Origin of the sequence: Autumnicola patrickiae (assembly GCF_031846525.1) — a bacterium.
GTDB classification, from domain to species: Bacteria; Bacteroidota; Bacteroidia; order Flavobacteriales; family Flavobacteriaceae; genus Autumnicola; species Autumnicola patrickiae.
In genome coordinates this window covers 1-20772 of the sequence record NZ_JAVRHM010000037.1, presented here as the reverse complement: position 1 = coordinate 20772, position 20772 = coordinate 1, and the positions used below count along the sequence as shown (strand labels likewise).

The following is a 20772-nucleotide window of genomic DNA, read 5'->3' as shown; positions in this document are numbered from 1 at the left end:
GTAGCGCCTCCCAAACACGCCAATGCGATTTGGTTGGCATATCCTGAAAAGGATAAAACTTTGGATGAAAAAATGACCATCAACGCACAACGTGCCTATTCGTCATCAAAATTATGCACCATTCTCACAATACGACACCTTGCTTCCACAGCTGAGGCAAAGCAAAACAATTGGCAATGCATCGCCTACGATCCCGGGGCAACTCCCGGCACAGGTTTACTTCAAAAAGGGACATTATTTATGCGGTTGGCATGGCAGGTTTTTACCATACCCTTTTTGCGCAAACGCATGCTTCCAAAATCAAACAGCATTCAAGATGCCGGTATCACTTTAGCCCACTTGGCATTGGGAAAAGTGGAGGTGCCGACAGCAAATATTTATATGGCATTAAGGGCTGGTAAAATAATTTTCCCACTACCTTCTAAACTGGCACAAAATGACACATTGATGCAGGAGCTTTGGCGAGATAGTGAACAACTTTTACTGGAGACTAAATTTATTTTAAAATAATGACCATGGCATAAAATACGAGGCTGATATAAAGATTATCTTTCATTTTAAGCGCTACTGACGAATACATTAATATTGAGCTGCTGAACAAATAAATTTGAGCTCCTGAGCAAAACGATTAAAAAGCCTGCCATCTAACTTTGTAAAAAAAACAGGCCAATGAATAAAGTAGCATTAATAACAGGAGCTTCTGCAGGTATTGGCAAAGCAACCGCCATTCTCTTGGCAGAAAAAGGATACAATGTTTACGGTGTCGCCCGCAGGTTAGATAGAATGAATGATTTGAAAGAATTGGGCATCAAACCTCTTGCTCTGGATCTTACTAAGAATGAAAGTATGATTACTGCGGTCGATCAAATTTTTAATGAAGCCGGGCGTATAGATGTGTTGGTAAACAATGCCGGCTTTGGTTCTTACGGTGCTATTGAAGATGTAAGTATGGACGATGCCCGCTATCAACTGGAAGTAAATGTCATGGGGGGTATGCGATTAACTCAATTGGTGCTGCCCAAAATGCGGGGACATGGCCAAGGTAAAATAATCAATATCTCCTCTGTTGGAGGGAAAGTAGCATTGCCCATGGGTGGATGGTACCACGCGAGCAAATTTGCCCTGGAAGCCCTTAGTGACTGTATGCGGATGGAAGTTAAGCCTTTTGGAATAGATGTCATTGTGGTAGAACCGGGAGCGACAAAATCGGAATGGGCCAACATTGCTTTTGACAGCCTGATGAAGGTTTCGGGCGATAATCATTACAAAGATCTGGCTGGCAAAGTGTATAATACTTTCGAAAAAGTAGCCAAAAATGTTTCCGCTCCTGAAAACATTGCCCAGCTTATTCTTAAAGCCATCGAATCTACAAGTCCCAAGGCAAGATATGTGGGTGGAAAGTGGGACGCGAAACTTTTGTTAACTTTAAAAAGGATTTTGTCTGACAATATGATGGATAAATTAATAATGGGGCAGGCAAAATAAACACTTATGGAAAGTCATCAAATAATACAACATAACATTTTATACTCCTGTTCTTATCAAAAAGAGCAGAGTTCTGAGCAGTTTTTACCAGAACATAGTCTGGGAATTACATTGTCAGGGGAAGCGGAATATTTTACCAATGAAGGTTCTTATATAGTGAAGCCAGACACTATAGGTTTGATGCGCAGGAACCAATTGGTCAAAAAATACAAAAAGCCATCGGCTACCGGAGAACCCTTTAAAATGATAGGTGTGTTTTTTAACCAGCAAACACTGCGGCGATATGCTGCTGAAAATGCCATGGAGGAGCAACAACCCTATCGGGGAAAAGCAGTCATCCAGCTTACAGGAAATCCGGTCATCAAAGGTTTTTTTGATTCACTCATCCCTTATGAAAGCCATCCCGAGAAGCTCTCAATCCAAATATGCGAGCTTAAAACTAGGGAAGCTATTGAGCTTTTGTTGCAAATCGATTCTTCTTTCAAAAACTTTTTGTTTGACTTCAAGGAGCCTTATAAAGTAGATCTGGAAAATTTTATGAACCTGAATTATCAATACAATGTACCTGTAGGCACTTTCGCCAAACTAACGGGGCGGAGCCTTTCTACTTTTAAAAGGGACTTTTCAAAGATTTTTGATTCACCTCCGGAAAAATGGGTACAAAGGAAACGTTTGGAGATGGCACATTATCTCATGGCCCAAAAGAAAAAACGACCAACCGATGTCTATCTGGAAGTTGGTTTTGAAAATCTTTCGCATTTCTCATTTGCCTTCAAAAAGCACTATGGTTTCCCGCCAAGTGAGGTGTGCAATTAAAATAGCGACAATTCGTCAATTATAATCTGCCTAACCCTTATCTGAACGTTTCAACAAACAAATAAGGACTTTTCACGAAAATAGCCAGCATTCATCCCATCGTAACTTTGTTGTTCATTTAAACAAAGAATAACAATGAAAAAATTAATTGTATTATCATCGATGGTAATGTTTTTATTATCTAGCTGTGCTTATCGTGTCAAAATCTCTGATCCCAAACAAATAGTTCATATGAGCCAACAAGCGCAGGATTCACTAAGATCATTCAAGTATTACCGGTTTCCGCTCATAAACCTCAACGACAAGCAAAAATTGATGGCCAGAGAACAGTGGAATGCTTATGAAAACTGGATGTTGGAAGATATGCACAAACGCTTTGAGTTTACAACAAAAGACACTTCAATAGCCAATGTAAAAGTTGCTATCATCCAACCCAAAAACATTCAACCCGGTAATGAAAACACCATAGGGTTTCACCTACACGGTGGAGGATTTATGATGGGTACGCCTTACGAAAGAGCAGCCACATTGATGGCGAATGAATACGGCTATACAATTTATTCTGTGGATTACTCTTTATCGCCCGAAGTAAAATACCCAGTGGCTATCAATGAGTCTCTTGAGGTTTACAAAGCATTAATCCGCCAATTTCCAAATAAAAAAATAGTAAGTTCATCCATATCAGCCGGTGGTCAAATTCTACAATCGATGTTGCTAAGGGCGCAATCTGAAAATCTTAGGATGCCTGATGCAAATGTATTGTTCACCCCTGCATTAGACCTTAATTTTACAGGAAATGACTCCTATTACTTTAATGATGGGCGGGATGTTGTTGCTTTGAAAAACAGCGCTGATAAACTATTTAAGAATTTGTATTTACCGGAAGATGTCAACCTAAATGAGCCGTTGGTGTCACCGGTATTTGCAGATTACAAAAATGATTTCCCACCAACTATTTTATCTACCGGAACAAGGGATCTTTTTCTTAGCATTTCCGTCCGAACCTTTTGGAAATTAAAAGAAGGTGGGATTAATACTGAACTCTTAGTAGGCGAAGGAGGATGGCACGCCTATCAATATTATCCTGAAATACCCGAAGCCATAGCAACCAGAAAAGCTGTTTATCAATTTTTGGATAAGCATTTGAAGTCATTATGATAAATACAGCTAAGAACACCTGATTCCAAAATAGAACAGTAATAAAAATGCAGAGATGACTTTAGCACATTTGGCATTAGAGAAAGTGGAAGTGCCAGCGGGAAAAATTAATGCAGCATTGAGAACCGATAAATGAACCTTCCCACTGATCTCTTTATTGACACAAGCTGATGCGCTGATGCAAGACCTCTAGTTGGCTAGTGAACAACTTTACTTTTAAAGGACACAAAATTTAATGAGTATAGTTAGCCATTTTAATCTATTTCGAAAGTTCTTCGACCTTGGCTTGAGTGATTATAGAGGGGTCAAGAATCGGGGATTTGGAGGTTTTTAAGGACTATCCCCCAGAAAGAACACTTTTAAAAAGGTAAAATTCGAAAGGAATAAAAATCACTAACTTGCGGCTATGAAAGAATTTATCGAATATATCTTACATTTCGGACAATTAAACGAACAGCAAATAGCATTTATTTCCGAGAGGGTAAAAGAGTTAGAGTTGAAAAAAGATGAGTACTTTTCAGAAGCAGGAAAAATTGCACAACAAGTAGGGTTTATTGTCGAAGGTGTGGTGCGGGTTTGCTATTACAACAATAAAGGCGAAGATATAACCCGCTATTTCTTTGATGAAAACCAGTTGGTGGTAGAAATGAAAAGCTTCGAGAGCCATATGGAAAGCTCCGAATACATACAAGCGGTAACGGACTGCAAACTAATCGTTATATCGAAGTCGGATTGGGAAGCATTTTCTCAAAGCATGCCCGGTTGGGATAACCTCGTGAATAAGATGATACAGAAAATCTTACTGCAGAAATTGGAAAAAAGAAGTCCGTTGATCGAACAAGATGCGACCACCCGGTATTTGACATTTATAGATAAATTCCCGCAGCTTGCCAACCGCATTCCATTATCACATCTTGCATCTTATTTGGGCATTACACCTTCTTCATTGAGCAGAATAAGAAAAAATATCCAATAAAAACGCTTTTTGCCAAATGACAAGTGGTTTCATTTCTGAAAAATGCAGCTTTGTAATATTAATTTAAAAATCAGAAAATATGAAATCAGTATTAGTCACAGGAGCTAACAAAGGCGTGGGCTATGAAACGGCACGGCAATTATTGCAAAAAGGACTATTTGTGTACCTGGGCAGCCGCAAAATAGAAAACGGTTTGAAAGCTGTAGAAAAACTTAAAGCCGAAGGTTTGGACCATTTAAAAGCGATACAAATAGATGTCACCGATCAGGAATCCATACATGCTGCCCGTATTGAGATAGGCAAAAGCACCAAAGTACTGGATGCACTCATTAACAATGCAGGAATAAGCGGAGGAGGTTTCCCCCAAACATCAATTGACTCAAGCATAGACACTTATAAAGAGGTTTTCGATACAAATTTATTTGGAGTGGTAAGGGTTACCCAATCTTTTATTGATTTGCTAAGAAAATCTCCCGAACCCCGAATCGTCAATGTATCTTCAAGCGGATGCTCCATCACTTTACACAGCGACCCAAGCTGGGAGTTTTATCATCATAAGGCAGCGGTTTACGGCCCTTCCAAAGCAGCATTAAATATGTACACCGTCTGCCTTGCCTATGAGTTACGGGAAACTGCCTTTAAAGTAAATGCTGTTGACCCCGGCTTTATCGCCACTGATTTCAACAACCACAATGGCACCGATACAGCCGAAAATGCAGGGGGGCGCATTGCTAAATATGCCATCATTGGTCAGGACGGACCAAATGGGAAGTTCATCAGCGAATTTCATAATCCTGAAACAGGGGAGATTCCTTGGTAAGAACTAATTAAAGCAATGCTAGTAATATCATCGGTTTTGCATCAGTCTGGAGGGGTTAAGGGTTCTGTCAAAAGTTTTTTTAGCTCGGGAAATGGCTGCGGAATAAATACCGCAGATTCCATCGCAGACCGACCAAGTACCCTCGAAGGCACTCAAAATATTTTCCAGGACTCTTCAAGCATTGGAAATATCCCTGCCGGAGACCTTAGTAAAATGTTTTGATCAAGAAGAGCCGCATGAACCCTAAGGTCCACTTCCGGTTTTATGGGGTTTAGGGGGTGAGATTCCCCCCTTTACCTACTCGACGCTCATTTTTGTTCGCTTTACTTCTCAAAATAGTAGCCTTAGTACTGGAATAATATTGAGACGAATGTTTGTCAGTTTGAAATTCAAAATTTTGCAAAACATCGGCAAAATCCATTTCCCTATTTTTATTGAACTCTCAATATTGCTATTATTCAATGAGACTAAAAATCATTTTTGATTAAGAAATACATTCGGACAAAATGTATTCAAAATTGTAGGAATCTTGAATGTTTCTCCATATATGGTTTTTACTGTTCCTAATGTTCTAAAATTTATTTGTCAATAGCCTATTCATTCGGAAATTTAGGTGTCAACATTGGGAACGACTATTGGCGAATTTATTATTTACAAGGAGGTAATACAATCCTTGGACTTATACCAGTTTTAGTATACTCGCATTAGTGATGATCGGTTTATGAGCAATAATTGAACGAAAGCAAAATAGGAAAAAACAATTATTTAAAACAGAGTTTATTTGTGACAAATGAAATACAACATATACTTGATGATTGTAAGTTGGCGCTTGATGATGTTAACGATAAAAACCTTAATGAATTTTCAAACGTCGAAAAAGGCATTAAAATATCTCGAAAATATTTACAAAAATTAAGGGTTGTATTACGAAAAGGGAGTTTTATCAATAAAGAAAATGAAATCCTCTTTTTCAAAAAACAAAAACCATTTATCTACGGACAACTTAAATTTTATGCCAAGTTATACAAGTACCTACTTCAAAAACCAAGAGGTACCGATAAATCAAAGCGTAATTACTTAGATGCTGAAATCAAAAAACTCCAAGAATATTATTACTACAATAGTGAGTTTATTAAATATTACAGACAGAATGCCACCTTTCTAGATGAGTTTTATTTTTTACGCGGTAATGATAACATAGGTTTAATGTCCGACACTTCCCATTTTTATACAGATGCTGAATTCTCTACGAGCCACGATAATGCTGTTGCAAAGATTTTGGCATATGACCTATTACTAAACCACTACACTAACGAATTGAATGAATTGAAAAAATCAACAAGGAAAATTTCCAACAATGAAAAATTATTAGAAAGTTTGAGCCTTACCTGGACTTCAAATAAAATTGATTTAATTGAACTTATTTACTCATTAATAGCATCTGGAGCCGTAAAAGGAGATATTAAGGATTTAGCGACCGCTTTTGAAAAAATATTTGACATTGACTTGGGAAATTACTACCGAAGCTTTTTGGAAATCAGAGGCCGTAAAGAAGATTATGCTAGATTTTTAGATTTATTGAAAATAAGCCTCCTAAAAAAAATTAAAGAAGCAGATAACTAAATTCCAAGCGATCATTCACAGAATAGACACCCAAGTTAAAACCAACTTGGGTGTTTATTTTAAAAGCATATTTTAGCCCATTCTACATAAGGAATAAGCTTTTAATCAATTAAATTATCTCAAAAACCACTAAATAATAGAATGTTAAATCTTCGCCCAACTTGGTTGTAACTTGTGAATAAAACCCGATAAAACTCTTCAAATTCGTAGAACGAAAGTTAAATCAGGTAAAAGTCTACTATTTCATTTATTTAGGCTTTTCCAAAAATCGTTCTATTATGCCAACAAGTATTATTACCACAGACGATCTTCGAGAATTTAAAATGGAATTGCTCGATGACATCAAAAATCTTCTAACCAAACAATCTTCCGGAAAAATCAAGAGGTATCTTAAATCCTCTGAAGTTATGGATCTACTCCAAATAAGTCCAGGAACACTTCAAAATTTACGAATTAACGGCACTCTTCCCTACACCAAAGTAGGCGGCATTATCTATTATGATGTGGAAGAGATTCAAAATGTTATGGATGCCAATCGTGTACAGCACGATTTAAATTCATAAGTGATGAATTATATAAAGCTATTGAATGCGGCTTTTTCAACGTTCTTCTTTGATGACCGTCTCAATCCTACCCATATCAGTCTGTATATGGCATTGTTCCAAGAATGGAACAGCAGCCGTTTTGCAGATGAGTTTTTCGTGAACCGCAGAGATTTAATGCGATGTGCCAAAATAGGTTCAAAATCCACCTACCACCGGTGCGTTACTGATTTAGACACTTGGAATTACCTCACCTACTTTCCATCGAACAATCCCTACAAAGGGAGTAAAATTAAGATGTCCATAATCGGGACAAGTGTTGAACCGGATACGGGTCACTACAGTCCCGAATTAGAACAGCTGGCGGAACAGTACCATCCCATACGTGAACCAGTAGTGAACCAGCACCGTCCCGTGAGTGGACAAGCATTGGTATCTAATATAAACAATACCAAACAGGTAAACATTAATAAACAGCCAAACAGCAGGCAGGCTGTATTAAATTTTTTTATTGAAAAAGATTTTAATGCTGATGAAGGGAAAAAATTCTATGCACACTATGAAGCCAACGATTGGAAAACAAGCGATGGGAAAGCAATTAGAGATTGGCAGGCTTTAGCCCAAAATTGGATGGATAGAAACGAATTATTTGCCGAAGAAAACAAGTCAAACAAAAAGGGAGGGTCCCAGAATCGGGACAACCTGCGAACTACTAAAAGTAAGGATTATGGACAACCCCTCTAAAATAACCGAAGGTGGCGTGGAATATTCGCTAGGTAAATTCGACGGCAAAAGTGTACTATATGATTTTTCAAAAATCTTAATTTACCTGAATGCCAAGGGGAAGCTACTCTTTGGAAAGAAATTTAAAATTTATGAAGAGGACAAAGATATTTTATTGAAACTCTGTTCCTACTTCATTAAAGACAAGGAAAACTGTCAAAAATATGAGATTGATGTTGACAAAGGAATTTTGCTTTCAGGACCCGTAGGCTGCGGAAAAACCAGTTTGATGAAACTGCTTCGCCATCTAGTTCCTTTCCAGCGACCCTATGAAATGATTCCTTGCAGAAATGTAAGCTTTAGCTTTAATCATTTAGGTTTTAAAACTATAGAAGAATACGGTAATACGAAGTTTTTTTGTTTCGACGACTTGGGCGTAGAACCCGCTGGAAGGTTTTACGGAAAAGATCTAAACGTTATGGGGGAAGTTCTTTTATCTCGTTATGATCTGTATTTGCAAACCAAACATAAAATCAAGACTCACGCCACAACAAATCTAAATGCTGATGAACTTGAAGAACGCTATGGTAACAGGGTACGAAGCCGGATGCGCGAACTTTTTAATTTGATTGCTTTTGATAAAAAAAGCAATGACAAACGGGTATGATAGGTTCGGGAAACATATTGTATTCCCAAGGGAAAAACGATGAATGCCATACCCCGGCGTATGGTGTACTCCCAATTTTAGAATACATCCCCAAAGGCAAAACCATTTGGTGTCCTTTTGATACTGAAGAAAGTTGGTTTGTCAAACTTATCTCTCTTCAAAACCCAGTAGTATATTCCCATATTTCAAAAGGGGAGAACTTTTACACCTACGAACCTAAGCATTGGGATATCCTTATCTCTAATCCACCCTTTACCAACAAACGTTTGATTTTTAAACGCGCCCTTCACTTCAACAAACCTTTTGCTTTATTAATGACCAATACCTGGCTCAATGATGCCGCTCCAAAATACCTATTTAAAGACAGAGATTTACAATTATTGATGTTTGATAAGCGTATGAAGTTCGACAACCGTGACAAAATCACCTTTAGCAGCAGTTATTTTAGAGGCAATATAATAAGTTATCTGTTATTTAAAAACGACCTCAACCCAATTATTGAGCTTTTGACAAAACATATTTGAACCTGTGAGCAAAACAGACAGCTTATATAACATCTAACTTTGTGCTATTGTTGGAAGTAAAACTTAGAATAGATGAAAAAAGTCGCATTAATCACAGGAGCATCCGCAGGAATGGGTAAAGAAACTGCAAAATTATTGGCACAAAATGATTATAACGTATATGGAGCAGCACGAAGGCTTGAAAAAATGGAAGATTTAAAAGCATTTGGAGTCAAGCCCATTGCTATGGACATTACAAAAGACGAAACTATTGTTGCCTGTGTCAAACAAATTTTAGACGAAACCAACGGCCATATTGATATTTTGGTAAATAGTGCGGGGTTTGGTTCACACGGTGCTATTGAAGATGTTCCGATAAAAGACGCTAAGTATCAATTAGAAGTAAATGTATTTGGAGCTATGAGACTTACACAGTTGGTACTACCTTCTATGCGTGAGAACAAATTTGGAAAAATTGTAAACATATCTTCAGTAGGTGGAAAGTTAGCCGGACCTTTAGGCGGTTGGTATCACGCCAGTAAATTCGCATTGGAAGGTTTAAGCGATAGTTTGAGAAATGAAGTCCGACCTTTTGGGATTGATGTAATCCTTATTGAGCCAGGTGCCATTAAATCAGAATGGAGCAAAATTGCCTATGATAATTTGATAAAGACATCAGGTAGGGGAGCATACAAAGCTATGGCATCAAAATTTGCAAACGTGATTAAAAACAGTGATGATAAGAGTTCTGCTCCAAGTGTTATTGCGGAATTAATAAAGAAAGCTATTGAATTAAGAAACCCGAGAGCAAGATATGCAAAAGGGCACTTGGCCAAACCCATTCTTTTTATTAAAAAAATAACCTCAGATAAATTGATGGACAAAATTCTTGCAAGTCAAATAAAATAGTACCAAATACAATGGAAACGATCGATATTGTTCAACATAACATATTGCTTTCCTGTACAAGTAAGCAGCAGTTTAGCCAGGAGCATTTTTGGGGAGAACATACATTGTCTATTCTCCTATCAGGAGAAGGACGTGTTTACAATAACGAAGAAACACAAATATACACTCCAGGAACAATCGGATTTCTAAAAAGGAACCAATTAGCCAAATCAATTAAAATTCCTTCGGCTGACGGACAACCTTTTAAGTCTATTGGTATTATTTTAGACCAAGAATCATTAAAGCAATATAGTACAGAAAATGAAATTGTTACCAAATTGCCTTATACAGGCAAAATGATGTTTCAACTTAATCAAAATCGTTTTATAACAGGATTTTTTGATTCTCTTGTTCCTTATTTCGAGCAGCCCGAACAGCTAACTAAACGATTGTCAGAGCTGAAAACCAAAGAAGTAATTGAACTTTTATTAGCATACGATTCAAGACTAAAAGAATTGCTTTTTGATTTTAGCGAACCTTTTAAAATTGATTTGGAAGCCTTTATGAAAAGCCATTTTACCTACAATGTGCCTATAAAACAATTTGCAAAACTAACAGGTAGAAGTATTTCAACTTTTAAAAGAGATTTCAAGAAAACGTTCTCCCAAACACCTGAAAAATGGTTGAAAGATATGCGTTTAGATAAAGCCCATTTTTTAATTTCAGAAAAAAAACAGAAACCTTCTGAGGTTTATCTGCAAGTTGGATTTGAGAATTTTTCTCACTTTTCTACCTCATTTAAAGAAAGGTTTGGATACAATGCTTCAACAGTTTGATAGCAAGAACGAAGTCGAGTAGGTAAAGGGGAATCTCACTCCTAAACCTCTCACAGACCGTACGTGAACCTTTCGATTCATACAGCTCTTCAAAATCCAAGTCACGGTCTGAAGCCTTCGTACTTCCAATGCTCAAACATATTCGGATAGCTCTCTGCTATTCCTTGTAAATGTTTGAGTGAATAATACCAATGCTTCTTCTTTAACAGTTTGTACTTGTTGCGCACCCATTTGTACAAACGTTGATTCAAGGTCTTGATTATTTTTGGAGCAGTTTATCGACTTGAAAAAAAAGTACTCAAAAATATTGAACTTGGAATTTTAGGAGCGTTGACATTGACTGCCTGTTTGCTTGGCGTTCACGAAATTTTGGCGTTGTTTGCTTGTGGATTTCTTGGTTTGGTATTTTATTCGCAACTCTAAAAACAACCTGAACAGTTTTACTCCGCTCGTTTTATTGCAAGTAACAGCATCAGCGAGTAACCTAAAAATACTTTTAACATTTTTAAAAGTAGGTGCGTTACTTTATGGAAGCGGATATGTGCTATTTGCTTATTTAGATGCAGAGTTGGTCAGTACAGGTTTCCTGACACGTCAAGAATTAATTGATGCCGTAGCAGTTGGACAATTCACGCCTGGACCCGTTTTATCAACGGCAACATTTATCGGTTGGCAGTTAAACGGATTTTGGGGAGCAATCGCAGCGACCGTTGGAATTTTCCTTCCTTCTTTCATTTTTGTTGCTATACTCAATCCGCTTATTCCAAAAATGCGGAAATCGAAAATTATTGCAGCATTTTTAGACGCAGTGAACATTGCAGCCGTTGCTGTAATTGTAGCCGTTTGTGTGGAGATGGGAAAAGACACCTTGACCGATTGGCGGACAATTTTAATTGCCGTTTTAAGCATAATCGCTGTTTTTGTCTTTAAGAATATGAACAGTGCATTTATTGTAATTGGTGGAGCATTGACAGGCTACCTTTTGACATTGATATGAGAAATTAGTTTTTGACACTATATATCCTCATCAAAAGGATCGATGCTAATTCTCTGGTGTTTCTGTTATCCAGCAAATACACGTACTCATAATCGTTGGACAAAAACCCCAACTCCACCAACGCTTCAGGGTAAAAACCGCCAGCTTCCCTCAACACCTGAAAATTAGAAAACTTAACACCCCTACTTTTAAATCCTAACTGCTTTTTTATTTGGTTCTGCAATTGATAGGCAAACCAAACAGACTCCTTTGAATTTCCAGATTCGTTCTTGCCAACATATACCTCAATCCCTCTTGCAATAGGATTATGAGAATGATTGCAGTGCAAGGAAATAAACAAATCAGCATTCAGTGCCTTGGCCAGCTTTGTTCTATCCGATAATGAAATTAGCGTGTCACTATAACGGGTTAAGTAAATATCCAATGGTGTTTCTGATTTTGCGTTAAGCATTATAATTTCCAAACCAATATTCAACGCAACATCCTTTTCTTTAATTCCATTTATTCCGATAGCACCGGAATCTTTTCCGCCGTGGCCAACATCAATTACTATTCTTTTTATTAATCCAGTTTCCTATCCAAAAATGATGCATAGTTGAAGGAGCAAAATCACAAAACTGACGTTTTTGAGCACCTTTTTCATTTCTACATTTCGAGTTATCAACAGCCTCCTTCCAAAATCCCATAGAATTTGATATTATCTAATATCAAATTAAGTCATTAAAAATCAAATAATATTTTATCCACAATTATTTGATTTACAGGTATTTAAATACAAATATATGTACTTTTCTCATAACGAAAACGAATCAAAAATTTAAACCGTTCCGTTATGAAAAAATCTATTTACCTAGCGACCTGTCTTTCGCTTCTCTCAAGTTCTCTTTTTGCACAAATTGGCGGCATTGAAGATTCTGTTGATGATGTTTCGAATACCATTAGAACTATTTTTCCCATCCTTCTCGGGGTTATTTTCCTTGTAGGTTTCTTATTTAACGCCGGGCATTTCTTTGGTGAAAATGCAGACCTAAAAAAAGGGATTACCCGTGTGCTTGTCTTTGTCCTTATTGCAGGTGCCGTAGTGGGTATTTTCACCTACCTAATCGGAATCGTAGTATAATGAAACGGTTCGAGGTCTATAAAAACATCAGGAAAAGGGCAGTCATTTTTGGATTGCCCATTTCCCTCTTTGCCGTAATGATGATTTTCATAGTTGTTTCTTTATTGGTCATTATCTTCTCGTTCAGTTTTGGAGTGATCATTGGCGTATTGATTCTTAATTCAGTCTTATATATCGCTCTGACCCGAATTACGAGCAATCCGCAGCTATTCCAAATGGCGAAAACCTTTCCAAAAAGCATCAGTAGCAAACGAAATTCCGGTCTTGATTATGAATAATATTAACCTTTCTACCTACCAACCCCTTGCAGATATTCAGGGCAATATCTTATTTGCCAACAATGGTAATGTGGTTTTATGCTATAAAGGAAACCTACCTGAAATCTATTCATTGTCGGAAAAGGATTTTGAAGATATGCACGGTGCCTGGTTTCAAGCATTGAAATCTTTACCTGTCGGAACAGTAGTTCACAAGCAGGATGTCTATCTTAAAAAGCGCTATACAGCTGAACAGCTTTCCAATAGAACATTTTTAGAAAAGGCCACAAGCGATCATTTTAAAGGCCGCGAGTATATTGACCACAAATGCTATCTCTTCTTCACTCTGACCAAAAATAAAGCGCTGAATAATTCTAAATATGTCAATCCTTTCCGCAAGGTTTCAAAGAGTATCATACAAGAATTGGATGATAATGTACAGCGTTTTATAAATGCCGTAAGTGATTCAGTTTCCTTTATCAATAATAGTAGGAAAACGAAATTTGTTCCACTTGACTCTAAAGAAATTCAAGCGATAACCAAAGAATACTTCAATGGCTTCAACGAAGGTTTTGACACCGATATCATACTGGACAAGAAAAACGTCAATATAGGCGCAAACTATTTTGATGCCCTTGCCATCAACAGCGAACTGTGCTTTGGCGAAAGTGTACAGAGTAGCAAAACCAATGATAAATTCACTTCTGACGATTTTGTATTTCATCAAGGGTTTATTGATGGTATAGGGCTTACGCTAAACGAGAACCATATTGTCAACCAAATCCTGTACTTGGATGACAAACACAAGTGGCGCAAGTTGCTTGATAAGAAAGTCGAAGAACTCAACAAGAGCTCCAATTTCGGTTCGCAAAACAAAGTGGTTCTTGGAAAAATCCAGCACATCTTGGATCAGATCAATGCCGATGACAATGCCCGGATTATACGCGGACACTTAAACATCATTTTCTGGGATAAAAATGTCGCGAACCTTAGCCGTATCAGCTCTAAAATTAAAACGGAATTTAAAGAATTGGACATTATTCCCTATTACCCAAGGGGTGAGGAACGGAAGAATTATATTCTGAACAGCTACTGCTGTTTTTCTTCTAATTTTTCGAATAATGATTTGTATGTAACAGATCTGAAACACGCGCTTTGCCTGTTCATTAACAACAGTAACTACAAATCAGATACTACTGGAATCATTTTTAACGACCGGGAACATAATATTCCTGTTCTTAAAGATGTTTGGGACGAGCAAAAAAAGCGCATCAAGGCAAGAAACTTTGCCATTTTCGCCCCGACAGGTGAAGGGAAATCTTTTTTGGCTAATAACATCCTGCGCCAATATTTTGAGAGTGGTGTGCGCTTGGTCATTATCGATTTGGGTGGTTCGTATACCAAATTTGCCAAACTTTATCCTGAACAATACACCGTAATCCGCTACGAAAGCGGAAAAAATCTGGGCATCAATCCATTTTACATCAGTGATACTAAGGATCTGACACCAGAACGCCTAGAGGATTTATCAATTTTCCTCTTCGAACTATTTGCTTCTGATTTAAAGGTAACCAAGGCACAATCGGTTTCCGTAAAAAAGATATTACGCCATTATTATCATAGTGTTTCTGAAAATCATTCGTTAGATGGTTTTTACAACTTTATTGAAAGCAATCAGAAAAACCTTCTTGACACCCTTAAAATCCATCCTGACTACTTCAATATTACCAGCTTTTTACACGTAATGTCGGAGTATGTTGGCGATGGTCTATATAGTTTCCTTTTTGAAGTCAGCGAAGACCAGACCTATAAGATCGAGGATAAACGTCTTATTGTATTTGAACTGGACGAAGTAAAGGACAATAAAGAAATCCTCTCGGTGATGCTCAAGCTGATTAAATCTGCCATTCAACGAACCATTTGGAAAAATCGAGCTGAAAAAGGAATTATCCTTTTTGATGAGTTTGCCAAGCAACTGAAGTTTGAAAATGTATTGGAAAGTGTGGAGTTCTATTATCAGGCAATCCGCAAACAAAATGGTGCGATTGGCATCATTCTTCAATCCATTAATCAGCTTCCGAACAATTCCACTTCAGCAAGTATTCTCGAAAATACACAGGTCATTTATAGCCTGAACAATGAAAAAGGTTATGACGAACTGGTCAAGCGGCTCAACCTCTCTAGCCACGATTTGAATCAATTAAAGTCCATCAAGAATAACCTTTCCGGCTCAAGAAAGTATACTGAAATGTTTATCAAAATTGGAAAGGAAAGCAACATTTTCCGGCTGGAAGTTCCGAAAGAAGTATATGCCGCTTACTTGACCGATGGACAGGAAAATGAGGCTATAATGGCCATTTATAAAAAGACACGAGATATGGAAATGGCTATAAAAGAATTCACCTCTAAAACATAATATTATGAAGACAAAAATTTTAATCGTTGCAACAGCAATCATCCTTTTCTTGCCTACACGCGCTGCGTGCCAAGGGATGCCCGTTTATGACAATACCAACTTTGTAAGCTTGGTAAAATCACTTGTTGAGTCTGCAAAACAGACTTCCAATCTTGTAAAGACCGTAAAATTTCTGAAAACCCAAAAGGAAAACCTTGAAAAGGTCAATAATGTCGTGAAGCAATTAAAAGCAGTGCAAGAAATAGGACAAAACAATCAGCGGCTCATCAATGTGATGCAAAATGACCTTCAGGATATTTTAAACTCTCCCTATATCAAACCCGATGAGATTAACCGGGTCACGGAATCCTTCAACAGCATCATAGATAATTCTTTGGAAACAATGGATTTTATTGACCAGGTATTGTCCAGCGATTACCTAAAAATGAGTGACGCCGATCGCGCTGAAATCCTAAAGCAAAAAGAAATGGAATCGAAGGAAATGGTCTCCAACATAAGGGTGAAAACCAAACGTTACCGGGAGATTATTTCCTTTCGAAAAATGCAAGATAAAATCAATAACAGGGAAACAGGATATTGATGATGAATGCGGTAATTATTTTAGGAATTGGTCTTGAATATGTGGACACCGTTTTTCAGACCATTCAAAACAGTGATTTTTCCCAATATACCATTGGCGGAATGAAAACCCTTGCGGTACTTTTCTTCCTGATTAATATTCTAAAAAAATATAATGAGGGCGTGGCTGATAAAGATGGCTATGCTTGGGGATTGAGCCCGGGGGAACTCGCCAAGAATTTTGCGGTGGTCGTCTTAGTTATTTTTTCCACACAGGTATTGGGCTTTTTTGATAGTATTCTTGTTTCCATCGAAGGACAATATAGAGACACAGCTCCCGCTTTGCTTCCTTTACAGATGCAAGATATTCCTATTGAAGAAGATATAAATCTAATAGATGCTGCTAAAAATGCAATGACATTGCTTTATGAAGCTCTGGTTACACCATTATATGGTTTCAAGTTAATCGCCTTTATTGGAGGGGTCATTTTGTGGATTCTTGATTTATTTATCTATCCACTATTCTTGGCTGAGCGCTTTTTCCTTTTGGGGATAATGCAGGCTTTTTTTCCATTGGTCATTAGTTTGGCCGTTTTTGAAAAATTCCGCTCCCTAGCGTATACATTTTTTAAGCTCTATGCCGCCGTCTATATGTTAGTGCCTGCTTTCTTTCTGGTCAATGTTTTTGTCAATGCACTCTATACCGAGATCAATACTAATTTCTGGACAAACCTATTTGGTTCAGATATCAGCCAGGGAATATTCGCCCCTGTGGTACAACTGGGATCAATAGGGTTTATTGTTTTTCTAAAGTTCAAATTGTACCGCCGTGCAACTTCTTTTACCCTTAGATTATTCACCAATTAATAATGCATAATGAAAACATATTATAAAAATATCTATACTGTTTTGAAACTGAACCGGTTCATCGTTTTGGCTTTGATCGTGTGCACGTTGCTTTCCAATATTTTTTCTTTATGGATGGCATTCACGACCCACCAAAAAGCCCTGAACAATGCTTTTGCCATTAACACCGATGGCAGTATCATACCCTTAAAGCTTGTTACCCAAAAAGAAAACTTTAAAGTGGAGGCCTTGTCGCATTTAGAACTCTTCCATAATTATTTCTACAATATTGATGCAAGCAATTATGAAAAGAATTTAGAAAAGGCACTGTGGCTGGGTAATAGCACTGTGGATAATTTATATCGCCAAAAAAAGGCAGATGGTGTTTACAATCGACTTTTGCAATATTCCCTAGTTCAAAAAGTACTGAGTATCGATTCGAAAATCGAAGAAAAAAACGGTGACTATATCTTCAGGACGATTACTGTTTTTGAGATCAACCGGGGATCGATCATTGACACTTATGAATTGGTTTCTACCGGAAACCTGATTATCGTAGACCGAAACTTCCCTAACAATCCGCACGGATTGCTAATCACCGATTACTTCGAAAAATCCCTTAAAAAAATAAACAATGAAAATCGATAGTGCGTATTTAAAAAACCAATGATTATGAAGATAGAAAAAAATAAAATAGTTTTTGCGGCAGTACTCGCCGTAGTAGTCATTTTCCTGATATCCTATTCTATTATGGTAATGAGCGATGATAAAAGTGAAGATCCAAACCTAAAAAAAACATCGGTTCCTGCACTGGAAGAAGACCAAAAGGAATATGATTCCAAACTGGATGCCATCAACGACCTAAAAGAAGTACGTGAAACCAATGCCCCCAGCATCTATGACGAAAAACTGATTGATTCCCTTGGTTTTTACGATGAGGACTTCGCCGAAAATGAAAAAGAACGTATTGTGGATAGTATCTACTCCGCAGGGAAAATCAAGTATTCCAAACAAAATTATCAGCATATTGGTGATAGGAAAGCTTCTCCCAAGGTTGAAAAGGTTGTGGACTCTGCAGAAATAAAAGCGGAACAAAAAATTGCTGCTAAAGAAATGGGATTGGAACACCAGTTGTTCTTTGCCTCAGATCCAAAAGAAAGTGATATTTCAATTTCCGGTAGTACCGATGCATTGATTTACGCCGTTGTGGATGGCGACCAAGTCGTCAAAGCCAATTCCCGTTTACGGATGCGACTGACCAAAGCTGCTACCATTAACAGCAAAAAGATTCCAAAAAACACACCTATTTACGGTTTTATTAGTTTTCAGCCCAACCGGGTGTTAATAGAAATCGAAAATATCAAGAATCATCCAACCAAATTAAAAGCCTTTGACCTTCAGGACGGAAGAGAAGGTGTTTATGTGGAAAATAACTTTCGAGCTCAAGTTTCAACCGAGGTCATCGGAGATATGGTAGATGATATCAATATTGCCGGTGTGCCACAAGTAAGTGGTTTCAAAAAGATATTTCAACGCAATAACCGCAATATTAAGGTTACCGTGCTCAACAATTACAGGCTCATCCTGAAACCTAAGTTATAGACTCAAAACAACATTAAACCTATTATTATGAAGAATTTTATTTTTATATCAATATTCCTATTTGGTACAGTGCTCTCTACAGCACAAACACCTTTTAGCCTTGATACTATTTATGCTAATGATCAAAAAAATGTAGCACTGTTCTTTCCTGAACCTATCCGTCAAGGGATAACAGGATCTGAAAATTTTGTCTTTACCTATAATCGTGAGAAAGGACAATATTTCGGATTGCTCCAGGCAAAGCCCGGGAAAGAAAGCAATCTTTTAGTAGTCAATAAAAACGGCTCTGTTTTTTCGTATATTGTAAAGTATAGGAAAAAGCTGGATCGGCTGAATTATTTTATACCAACGTCTAAAAGCATCGGTAATGAAAAACCTATTGTTGCTGATTCAACTACTATTGTTAAACGTGAAGACACAATAGATAACAGAACCTATTATTATAATAAATTTTGTTCTTATCTAAATAATCGAAAACAACGGATTGGGCGACTCAAAAAAAGGAACGAAGGCATCATATTGAGTGTTGAGAATATTGTTTTTGACAAGGAGGAACTTTATTTCGTGATTCAGGTTGAAAACAAATCCTCGTTGGATTACGACCTCAACTTCCTGAAATTATCGGTTGAGACAAGAAAAAAGGGCAAAAAGAAGTCTTTACAACGGCTTTATCAAGAACCGGTTTTTAAATATAATTTGCCCTCAAAAGTAAAAGAAAACAAATCTGTAAGATTGGTTTACGTATTGCCAAAATTCTCAATAGGAAATGATCGCAGAGCGGTTTTAGAACTCAATGAGAAGAACGGGGAAAGGAACTTACAATTAAAGATATCACATAGATTTATCAATAACCCAAATTAACATTGTTATGAAAAAAATAGCAGTTTTTTCTTTAGTAGTATTATTTCTCTCTTGTGCCGGAAAACAAGATTTATCACCTTCAGAAACCGCCAAAATCGTCGCTGAAAGTTTTTATCACGGTGATAAGACAACTTTAAAGGAATATACTACAGAGTCCGGGTATGCAAATCTTTCCAGTATACAAGAAATGTTTACCGAGGATAAAAATTCTGAACCTGATTTTAAGGTCGTGGATGAACAAAAAGAAGGTGATATAACCTGGATTAAGTATTCAACATCCTACGACCCGAAACCCGGTGTTTTCAAAATGGTTAAGGAAGAAGACCAATGGAAGGTTACGCATAATGGACCTAAGGATAGAGGGCCTTTTAAGGTTATTTCCAGTCATAAGTAGTCTTTCCACAGCCACATCTAATATTATTCAATACATTGTCGTAATTTTTTAATGAAACTTTAGGCCTCTTAAAACCTTCTTTGTCGCAAATGAAAATATTTTCTAAAGCTAAGATATCTGCCCAAAATGCCTTTAAATCTCCAATTTTCGGATTGAAAGGGTTATCGTGGGAAAGTAAATTTCCAAATATGGCCGAATTAGCTACACGTTCAATGGTAGAAAATTTCTCTTTAAGTTCTTTACTTTTATCTTTTATTCGAGACTTTAATGCATTTATTAATTCATCAGGCATTCTTTTTTCATTAAAATCATTATACCTAAAACTTACTTTTACATCTAAGTTCACGCATATTTCTTTAAGCGAATGTTCTAAATAAATCCTTATAGGATTGCCTAACCCTTCAATATTGCTTTCGGTTATTGATTTTTCAATACGCTCTTTCAAGTCCACGGGGTTTTCATTCAAAAATGTACCCTTATCTTCTGTCCATTTGACTTCGTTTATAATCCAGTTTTTTTGCTTGGCCAAAGGGCTAACAAAATTTTTAAACCAATCATACTCGTGTGTGAGTAGAATGATCTGATATTTTGAAAACTTTTCAAAAATCAACTCAGCAAATCTTTTACGATGAATAGTATCAAAACTTGATATCACGTCATCAAGAAGCACAAAATCATTATTTT

At 37.1% G+C, this 20772-nt stretch carries 25 protein-coding genes and 1 pseudogene; 24 read left to right on the top strand and 2 right to left on the bottom strand.

What is annotated here, in order from left to right; genetic code table 11:
• The 15 genes from RM549_RS18800 to RM549_RS18730 all read left to right on the top strand — a co-directional run.
• Window positions 1-510, top strand: a 510-nt coding sequence (locus RM549_RS18800) for a Rossmann-fold NAD(P)-binding domain-containing protein (protein ID WP_311687578.1), incomplete at its 5' end; no start/stop codon positions are given.
• Between the two features lie 159 nt (window positions 511-669).
• The gene (locus RM549_RS18795) at window positions 670-1485 is read left to right on the top strand and encodes an oxidoreductase (protein WP_311687576.1); all 816 of its coding nucleotides are present in this window, start codon (window positions 670-672) and stop codon (window positions 1483-1485) included.
• A 6-nt stretch (window positions 1486-1491) separates the two neighbouring features.
• Entirely contained in the window at window positions 1492-2301 is an 810-nt protein-coding gene (locus RM549_RS18790) for a helix-turn-helix domain-containing protein (RefSeq protein WP_311687574.1), read from the top strand.
• A 135-nt stretch (window positions 2302-2436) separates the two neighbouring features.
• The gene (locus tag RM549_RS18785; protein ID WP_311687573.1) at window positions 2437-3459 is read left to right on the top strand and encodes an alpha/beta hydrolase fold domain-containing protein; all 1023 of its coding nucleotides are present in this window, start codon (window positions 2437-2439) and stop codon (window positions 3457-3459) included.
• 406 nt (window positions 3460-3865) lie between these two features.
• Window positions 3866-4435, top strand: coding sequence for a Crp/Fnr family transcriptional regulator (locus RM549_RS18780; protein ID WP_150546515.1), 570 nt, complete (start codon window positions 3866-3868; stop codon window positions 4433-4435).
• Window positions 4436-4514: 79 nt separating this feature from the next.
• On the top strand, window positions 4515-5255 hold the full coding sequence (locus RM549_RS18775; RefSeq protein WP_311687570.1) for an SDR family oxidoreductase: 741 nt from the start codon (window positions 4515-4517) through the stop codon (window positions 5253-5255).
• Window positions 5256-5270: 15 nt separating this feature from the next.
• On the top strand, window positions 5271-5477 hold the full coding sequence (locus RM549_RS18770) for a hypothetical protein (protein ID WP_311687568.1): 207 nt from the start codon (window positions 5271-5273) through the stop codon (window positions 5475-5477).
• A 561-nt stretch (window positions 5478-6038) separates the two neighbouring features.
• On the top strand, window positions 6039-6878 hold the full coding sequence (locus RM549_RS18765) for an RteC domain-containing protein (RefSeq protein ID WP_311687567.1): 840 nt from the start codon (window positions 6039-6041) through the stop codon (window positions 6876-6878).
• A 278-nt stretch (window positions 6879-7156) separates the two neighbouring features.
• Window positions 7157-7441, top strand: a complete 285-nt coding sequence (locus RM549_RS18760; protein WP_311687565.1) for a helix-turn-helix domain-containing protein — start codon at window positions 7157-7159, stop codon at window positions 7439-7441.
• 3 nt (window positions 7442-7444) lie between these two features.
• Window positions 7445-8164: a hypothetical protein gene (locus tag RM549_RS18755; RefSeq protein WP_311687563.1), complete on the top strand. Its 720-nt coding sequence runs from the start codon at window positions 7445-7447 to the stop codon at window positions 8162-8164.
• The gene (locus tag RM549_RS18750) at window positions 8148-8810 is read left to right on the top strand and encodes a P-loop NTPase family protein (protein ID WP_311687562.1); all 663 of its coding nucleotides are present in this window, start codon (window positions 8148-8150) and stop codon (window positions 8808-8810) included. Before RM549_RS18755 ends, RM549_RS18750 begins: the two co-directional genes overlap by 17 nt.
• Complete coding sequence (locus tag RM549_RS18745) at window positions 8807-9334, top strand: tRNA (adenine-N(6)-)-methyltransferase (RefSeq protein ID WP_311687560.1); 528 nt, start codon at window positions 8807-8809, stop codon at window positions 9332-9334. The genes RM549_RS18750 and RM549_RS18745 overlap by 4 nt, the downstream gene beginning before the upstream one ends.
• 72 nt (window positions 9335-9406) lie before the next feature.
• Window positions 9407-10222 carry an oxidoreductase gene (locus RM549_RS18740; RefSeq protein ID WP_311687558.1) on the top strand — a complete coding sequence of 272 codons (816 nt, stop codon included), beginning with the start codon at window positions 9407-9409 and terminating at the stop codon, window positions 10220-10222.
• A gap of 11 nt (window positions 10223-10233) precedes the next feature.
• Window positions 10234-11037, top strand: a complete 804-nt coding sequence (locus tag RM549_RS18735) for a helix-turn-helix domain-containing protein (RefSeq protein WP_311687553.1) — start codon at window positions 10234-10236, stop codon at window positions 11035-11037.
• 385 nt (window positions 11038-11422) lie between these two features.
• Entirely contained in the window at window positions 11423-12034 is a 612-nt protein-coding gene (locus tag RM549_RS18730) for a chromate transporter (protein ID WP_311687584.1), read from the top strand.
• Between the two features lie 4 nt (window positions 12035-12038).
• Here the strand turns inward: RM549_RS18730 and RM549_RS18725 are convergent, their stop codons facing one another.
• On the bottom strand, window positions 12039-12581 hold the full coding sequence (locus tag RM549_RS18725) for an N-acetylmuramoyl-L-alanine amidase family protein (RefSeq protein WP_311687582.1): 543 nt from the start codon (window positions 12579-12581) through the stop codon (window positions 12039-12041).
• 285 nt (window positions 12582-12866) lie between these two features.
• Here RM549_RS18725 and RM549_RS18720 point away from each other — a divergent pair, with 285 nt between their 5' ends.
• Genes RM549_RS18720 through RM549_RS18680 form a run of 9 tightly spaced genes read left to right on the top strand, consistent with a single transcriptional unit; the run spans window position 12867 to window position 20088 of the window.
• Window positions 12867-13154, top strand: coding sequence for a hypothetical protein (locus RM549_RS18720; RefSeq protein WP_311687550.1), 288 nt, complete (start codon window positions 12867-12869; stop codon window positions 13152-13154).
• Complete coding sequence (locus RM549_RS18715; protein ID WP_311687548.1) at window positions 13154-13432, top strand: hypothetical protein; 279 nt, start codon at window positions 13154-13156, stop codon at window positions 13430-13432. The genes RM549_RS18720 and RM549_RS18715 overlap by 1 nt, the downstream gene beginning before the upstream one ends.
• Window positions 13425-15827 carry a TraG family conjugative transposon ATPase gene (locus tag RM549_RS18710; protein WP_311687546.1) on the top strand — a complete coding sequence of 801 codons (2403 nt, stop codon included), beginning with the start codon at window positions 13425-13427 and terminating at the stop codon, window positions 15825-15827. Before RM549_RS18715 ends, RM549_RS18710 begins: the two co-directional genes overlap by 8 nt.
• A 4-nt stretch (window positions 15828-15831) precedes the next feature.
• Complete coding sequence (locus RM549_RS18705) at window positions 15832-16407, top strand: TrbJ/VirB5 family protein (RefSeq protein ID WP_311687545.1); 576 nt, start codon at window positions 15832-15834, stop codon at window positions 16405-16407.
• Between the two features lie 2 nt (window positions 16408-16409).
• Entirely contained in the window at window positions 16410-17252 is an 843-nt protein-coding gene (locus RM549_RS18700) for a hypothetical protein (protein ID WP_311687580.1), read from the top strand.
• Between the two features lie 9 nt (window positions 17253-17261).
• Window positions 17262-17879, top strand: a complete 618-nt coding sequence (locus RM549_RS18695; RefSeq protein ID WP_311687543.1) for a conjugal transfer protein TraK — start codon at window positions 17262-17264, stop codon at window positions 17877-17879.
• A 24-nt stretch (window positions 17880-17903) separates the two neighbouring features.
• Window positions 17904-18833, top strand: coding sequence for a conjugative transposon protein TraM (traM, locus tag RM549_RS18690; protein ID WP_311687542.1), 930 nt, complete (start codon window positions 17904-17906; stop codon window positions 18831-18833).
• A 27-nt stretch (window positions 18834-18860) separates the two neighbouring features.
• On the top strand, window positions 18861-19694 hold the full coding sequence (locus RM549_RS18685) for a DUF4138 domain-containing protein (protein WP_311687540.1): 834 nt from the start codon (window positions 18861-18863) through the stop codon (window positions 19692-19694).
• A 7-nt stretch (window positions 19695-19701) separates the two neighbouring features.
• Window positions 19702-20088 carry a hypothetical protein gene (locus RM549_RS18680; protein ID WP_311687538.1) on the top strand — a complete coding sequence of 129 codons (387 nt, stop codon included), beginning with the start codon at window positions 19702-19704 and terminating at the stop codon, window positions 20086-20088.
• Here RM549_RS18680 and RM549_RS18675 read toward each other — a convergent pair.
• Window positions 20069-20772 (bottom strand): annotated as a pseudogene (locus RM549_RS18675) (hypothetical protein); the annotation flags it as partial. The gene RM549_RS18680 and the pseudogene RM549_RS18675 sit on opposite strands and share 20 nt — an antisense overlap.